Source organism: Glaciecola sp. KUL10, from assembly GCF_003203515.1.
In the GTDB taxonomy this organism is placed as follows: Bacteria; Pseudomonadota; Gammaproteobacteria; order Enterobacterales; family Alteromonadaceae; genus Glaciecola.
This window is the reverse complement of record NZ_BGNG01000033.1, coordinates 1-1074: the sequence shown is the minus strand read 5'-3', so window position 1 is coordinate 1074 and position 1074 is coordinate 1. Positions and strand designations below refer to the sequence as shown.

Annotated in this window: 1 protein-coding gene; it reads right to left on the bottom strand. The window is 37.6% G+C overall.

Annotated elements, in window-relative coordinates:
• Window positions 1–90: 90 nt before the first annotated feature.
• The gene (locus KUL10_RS18535; protein ID WP_146216815.1) at window positions 91–504 is read right to left on the bottom strand and encodes a hypothetical protein; all 414 of its coding nucleotides are present in this window, start codon (window positions 502–504) and stop codon (window positions 91–93) included.
• Window positions 505–1074: the final 570 nt, after the last annotated feature.

The following is a 1074-nucleotide window of genomic DNA, read 5'->3' as shown; positions in this document are numbered from 1 at the left end:
ATTTCTAGCCAAGCTAACACCTCGTTAAGCGGTAAAAATTGCTCTTTATTTTTATCCGCTTCAACGATTTGTTATGTATGTAAGCCATTGCTAATTCATCCCTTGCATCGCCATCGCGCCTTCCTGCAACTGCACCGCGGATAGAAAGATACCACTTTGTGGCTCAAAACTTAAAGTAGTATAAGTTTCAGCAAGAACATATGCTGCGTACATAGATACCGAAGCTTCTTGAAAGTCACCGCCCCATCTAAAAGAAACCACTACAGGGTCAACAATATTAGAAGTGTCATGTTCCGGTAAAAATGATTTTATTTCAGAGTAGTCAGTTACCGAGACTTCTGAACCTGAGTCTATGCCTGCAAGTTTAGCTGGCAAGAAGCCTGTATGTCTAAGAATTTCAACATTAGATTCCCATACTACAGGTACAGATAACTTTGCTGCAGCCGCGTTTAACTCATCGCTTGAAGGAACATCTTGAAGAGCTAAAATTACAAATAACTCCATGGCCATGATAAAACTCCCTATATGTTAAATTGATACATAACACCTTACATAACCGGCGTTGGCTGCTCTTGCCAATGTCCGGTTGATGTATTTGTTATATGCTTGCTGATTAGTCATTTGCAGTCTTTCCTAACTAGGTGAATTTAATGTCAATATAAACTTCCTAAGGTCTGTCTTGTCCTGCGTCACTGTTGCTATGTATGGCAAGCCTGCACCCTGGAAAATGCTTGTTATTTCTTTGCCGGATACTTTTAAAGCTAAACTCTTATTTCTCGATACAAAGTAAACTTTTACAATTTTATGATTGAAGACGTTTAATCGACATTTTGCTAATACTTTCACGTCACCACATTTAACCTCACCTTTGAAAGTGAGTCTATAGGTCCACAAAATAATAGCGATCACCAAAAAAAGTACGATCGTTTCCAAATGATAAAACGAAAATATTTTAGCCAGAATTCCGAGGAGCATCATAAGACAAAAAGCAAAAAAAAACTTTACGATGTTATAAAGTAAGTTTGTCTTTAATTCGCAGAAAGCTATTTGTCTACTCATTGCATATAACACTCG